The 4,890-nt window shown below is 73.9% G+C and carries 4 protein-coding genes; 2 read left to right on the forward strand and 2 right to left on the reverse strand.

Annotation, left to right across the window (positions count from 1 at the left end; genetic code table 11):
• The first annotated feature begins 579 nt into the window (after window positions 1-579).
• Window positions 580-1,545, forward strand: a complete 966-nt coding sequence (locus tag ACJA3G_RS30130; protein WP_406556208.1) for a zinc-binding dehydrogenase — start codon at window positions 580-582, stop codon at window positions 1,543-1,545.
• A 64-nt stretch (window positions 1,546-1,609) separates the two neighbouring features.
• Window positions 1,610-2,974 carry a cellulase family glycosylhydrolase gene (locus ACJA3G_RS30135; RefSeq protein ID WP_406556209.1) on the forward strand — a complete coding sequence of 455 codons (1,365 nt, stop codon included), beginning with the start codon at window positions 1,610-1,612 and terminating at the stop codon, window positions 2,972-2,974.
• 36 nt (window positions 2,975-3,010) lie between these two features.
• On the opposite strand, the gene ACJA3G_RS30140 is transcribed toward ACJA3G_RS30135, so the two are convergent.
• The gene (locus tag ACJA3G_RS30140) at window positions 3,011-3,940 is read right to left on the reverse strand and encodes a helix-turn-helix transcriptional regulator (protein WP_406556210.1); all 930 of its coding nucleotides are present in this window, start codon (window positions 3,938-3,940) and stop codon (window positions 3,011-3,013) included.
• Window position 3,941: 1 nt separating this feature from the next.
• The gene (locus tag ACJA3G_RS30145; protein ID WP_406556211.1) at window positions 3,942-4,805 is read right to left on the reverse strand and encodes a DUF4097 family beta strand repeat-containing protein; all 864 of its coding nucleotides are present in this window, start codon (window positions 4,803-4,805) and stop codon (window positions 3,942-3,944) included.
• Between the last annotated feature and the right edge of the window lie 85 nt (window positions 4,806-4,890).

Genomic DNA, 4,890 nt, shown 5'->3' on the forward strand with positions numbered 1-4,890 from the left:
GTGCAACCCGCGGCAGCACCGCCGGCCCCGCCTCCGGCCCCGGCCCTGCCGGTCGGCGTGCGTCCGCGGACCGTGGGTGGCTGGTCGCGCAGTTCCCCGCGCCCCTAAAAGCCCACGCCCGAGGCAACCGCCCCGGCGACGGAGCCCCCGCCAGGGGCGCGGGGAACGGCGCGAGCAACCCACGCCCCAGGGGCGCGGGGAACTGCGCGACCAGCCCACGACGGCCCGCGGACAGGCACCCGCCTAGGGGCGCGGGGAACTGCGCGAGCAACCCACCACGGCCCGCGGACAGGCACCTACCTAAGGGGCGCGGGGAACTGCGCGAGCAACCCACCACGGCCCGCGGACAGGCACCCACCCAGGGGGCGCGGGGAACTGCGCGACCAGCCACCCACGACCTGCGGACAGGCACCCACCCAGGGGGCGCGGGGAACTGCGCGACCAGCCACCTACGACCCGCACACAGACGCGCACCCAGGGCCGCAGGCACCCCACCACGGCCCGCAGGCGTGCAAGGTGCGGCGTGTCACACCCGGTGGCGGTTCCGGGCGGGGCGCGGGCGCCCCTATCGTCGGGGCCATGTTCGCCGCCTATGCCGCACGCATCGACCGTGACCAGCCGCTCTCCGGTCTGGAGTTGGGGGAGCGCCCCGCCCCCGAGGTACGTCCGGGCTGGTCCCTCATCGACGTCCGGGCGGCCTCGCTCAACCACCACGACCTGTGGTCGCTGCGCGGGGTCGGCCTCGGTGAGGACAAGCTGCCGATGATCCTGGGCTGCGACGCCGCCGGCGTCGACCGCGACGGCAACGAGGTCGTCCTGCACTCCGTCATCGGCCAGACCGGCCACGGCGTGGGCCCCGCCGAGGGCCGCTCCATCCTCACCGAGAAGTACCAGGGCACCTTCGCCGAGCGGGTCGCCGTGCCGACCTGGAACGTCCTGCCCAAGCCCAAGGAGCTCAGCTTCGCGGAGGCCGCCTGTCTGCCGACCGCCTGGCTCACCGCGTACCGGATGCTCTTCACCAACGCGGGCGTCCGGCCCGGCGACTCCGTCCTCGTGCAGGGCGCGGGCGGCGGCGTCGCGACCGCCGCGATCGTGCTCGGCAAGGCGGCCGGGCTGCGGGTCTTCGCGACCAGCCGGGACGAGGCCAAGCGCAAGCGGGCCGTAGAGCTGGGCGCCCTGGAGGCGTACGAGCCGGGCGCGCGGCTGCCGCAGCGGGTGGACGCGGTGATCGAGACCGTCGGCGCCGCCACCTGGTCGCACTCGGTCAAGTCGCTCAGGCCCGGTGGCACGCTGGTCATCTCCGGCGCCACCAGCGGCGATCGTCCCGCGCACGCCGAGCTGACGCGGATCTTCTTCCTGGAGCTGAAGGTGGTCGGCTCGACCATGGGCACCAAGGAGGAGCTGGAGGACCTGCTCGCGTTCTGCGCGGCCACCGGGGTGCGGCCGGTCATCGACGAGGTGCTGCCGCTCGACCGGGCGCGCGAGGGCTTCGAGAAGATCGCCTCGGGTGACCTCTTCGGGAAGATCGTGCTGACGACCTCTTGATGGTTCGTCAGAATCCCTGATCTGATCTCCGGCATGTTCACCGACGACATGCCGGAGGTGTTCCATGCGTACGAGCAAGTCCCTCGCGGCCGTGGGGTGTTGCGCGGTCCTCGTGGCCGGGGCGACCGCGGCCCCCGCCGCCCACGCCCGTGACACGTCCGCCGTCCCCCGCCTCACCGACGAGCGGGGGCGCACGCTCACCCTGCGCGGCTGGAACGTGGAGGACAAGACGCACCGGGGCGATCAGGCGCTCTCCGCGATCACCGAGCGGACCTTCCGCGATCTGCGCGCCCACGGCTTCGGCCTCGCCCGGCTGCTGGTCTTCTGGGACGATCTGGAACCGGTGCGGGGGCAGTACAGCCAGGCGTACCTCCGTACGATCGGACGGGTACTGGACTGGGCGCACCGCTATGACGTCCGGGTCGTCATCGACGCCCACCAGGACGTCTTCGGCCCCGCGTTCGGGCACCGCGGCATCCCCGAGTGGGCGACCCGGACGGACGGGCTGCCCTTCACCCCGCACCCGGACGACTGGTTCTCCGAGTACTACGAACCCGCCGTGCAGCGGGCCTTCACCCATCTGTACGGGGACGAGGACCTGCGGCGGGCGCAGGCTGGGATGTGGCGGGTGCTCGCCGGGCGGTTCGCCCACCACCCCGCGGTCCTCGGCTACGACCTGATCAACGAGCCGATGGGCGAGTTCCGGCCGGGTGAGGACCCGCCGACGGCGGCCCGCCGGATCGAGGCCGAGCAGCTCACCCCGATGTACAACCGCCTGGCGCGGGCGGTGCGCGCGGCGGACCGGCGGCACTGGCTCTTCGTGGAGCCCACCCCGGCGGTGGGGGAGGGCGTGCCGACCGGCCTGGGAAGGATCAAGGACGCCAAGGTGGTGTACGCGCCGCACTTCTACAACACCGCGATGGAGGCGGGCGCGGACTACGACCCGTCGGCGGGGTGGATCGAGGCGTACGAGGCCGCCGTGACCACGTACCCGAAGAAGTACCGGGTGCCGGTGGTGGTCGGCGAGTGGGGGCCGCTCAACGGCGAACTGCCCCACATGGGCCGCTTCTACACGGACGCGCTGGCCTCGCTGGCCCGCTACACCTCGGGGTGGGCGGGCTATGTGTGGTGCTACGGCGGCGGCTACTGCGCGGCCGACGAGCGGGGCGGGCTGCGGGGCAACAAGAAGCTCATGGCCACGCCGTACGCCCGCGCGGTCGCGGGACGGGTGCGCACCCAGACGTACGACCCGGCGACGCGGACGTACCGCCTGGGATACGTGGCCGACGGGGGCGCCACCCGGCTCTCGCTGCCGACGGAGGCGCGGCGGTGGCGGATCTCGGTGACGGGCCCGGCGCGGGTGCGCGGCCTCGACGTGCGGGCGGCGGCGGGGTCGGCGGTGACCGTCACGGTCGCCCCCCGCGCCTGACCGCCGCCGGCCGGCCACGGCCCGGGTCCGCGCCGCCTACCGCGTGCCGTCCCGCAGGATGGCCCCGATGTGGGCCGCCGCCGTCGACAAGTGGCGGCGGCTCTCGCGGAGTTGGTGCTCGGTGACGCCGTGGTCGCGGGCCGCGTCCCGGATGTCGTCGCGGAAGCGGTCCAGGAGGCGGTCGAGGTCGCGGGCCGGGTCGCCGGTCGCCGGGTCGTCGGCCCAGGCGGGGGGCGCGGGCTCCGTCACGGGGTCGGCGGTCCGGGCGCCGGCGGGCTCCTTCGGCTGGGGGCGGGTGAAGCGGCCGAGCTCCTTGGTGATCTCGGCCAGACCCTCCCGTACGCCCGTCGGCCAGTCGCCGCGCGCGAAGTGGTCCTGCACCTGCTCCGCCACCCGCTGCATCTGCTCACGCGCCCTCTCCTGGGCCTCCCTGGCCTGGCGGCGCGCCTGCTGGGCGTCCTCGCGGGCGCGGCGCGACTCGTCCTTCGCGCGGCGCGCCTGCTCCTTCCACTCCTGCTTGGCCCGCTTGAACTCCTCCTTGGTCTGCTGCCAGGACTCGCTCTCCGCCGTACCGGACGTCCGCGTCTCGCGCGCCTGGCGGCGCACGTCGTCGCGCAGGTCGCCCGCCGCGCCCCGGACGTCCGCGCGGATCTCGGCGGCGAGCTCGGAGACCGACTCGCGGATCTCCAGCTCCAGGTCGGCCAGCTCGCCGCTGCGGCCCGCGAGCTCGGCGCGGCCCGCGTCGGTGATCGAGTACACCTTGCGGCCACCCTCGGTGGTGTGGGTGACCAGCCCTTCCGCCTCCAGCTTGGCCAGCCGCGGGTAGACGGTGCCGGCGCTTGGCGCGTACAGGCCCTGGAAGCGCTCCTCCAGCAGGCGGATCACCTCGTACCCGTGGCGCGGGGCCTCGTCGAGCAGCTTGAGGAGGTACAGGCGGAGCCTGCCGTGGGCGAAGACGGGGGGCATGTCAGAGCACCTTCCCGGTGGTCGGGGCGGCCGGGCCCGCCGTGTCGTGCGGTTCGGGGCGGCGCAGCAGCGCGATCGAGCCCGAGACGGTGGTGGCCCGCAGGGTGCCGGTGCCCGCGCCGAGCGTCCCGGTGATCTTCTTCGCGCCCCACTGCCCGGTGACCCGCAGGTCGTCGAAGGCGTTGGAGACCGCGCCGCTGGTGGTGTTCGCCTCGACCCTGGCGTCGGCGGCCGGGTGCTCCAGCCGGATGGCGATCTCGCCGGACACCGTGGTCAGCCGGACGTCGGCGGGCTTCCCCGACGGGTCCAGGTCCAGCACCATGTCACCGCTGACCGACTCCGCCTTCACGGACGTGGCCGCGCCCTCGATCACCGTCAGATCGCCGGAGACCGACTGGAAGCGGAGGTCGCCGGTGACGGCCTGCGCCTCCACGTTCCCGGACACGGTCTCCGCGCGGACCTGGCCGGAGAGGCCGACCAGCGTGGTGTCACCGGTGACGCCGCGTACGTCGGTGCGTCCCCGGATCCCGGAGACCACCGCGCCCGCGCCGACCACGCCCACCTCGACCCCGCAGCCCGCCGGCACCGTGAGCGAGACGACCGCGCTGCGCCGCCAGCCCTTGCGGTCGAACCACTTCAGAAAGCCCTTCCAGGGCAGGTCCTCGTAGGCGACGGTGAGGTTCGGGCCGTCCTGGGTGACGACCAGCGGCGGCCCGTCGAGGGCCGCCACCTCCAGGCGCGCGGAACCTTCCTCGGTCCCCACGACGTTCACGGTCCCGTTGACGATCCGCACGTTGAGCGCGGTCACCGGAGCGTCGAAGGTGAGTGTGCGCGGCTCGGAAACGGTCCACGTCGACTCGGCCATGGCTCTGCCCTCCCTGGGCGCGGTCATACGCAACATATCGCGTCTGCTGAGAGACACGATATATCGCSGGTGGGGGAAGTCAAGG

Source organism: Streptomyces sp. YS-3 (assembly GCF_045257485.1).
Taxonomy (GTDB): domain Bacteria; phylum Actinomycetota; class Actinomycetes; order Streptomycetales; family Streptomycetaceae; genus Streptomyces.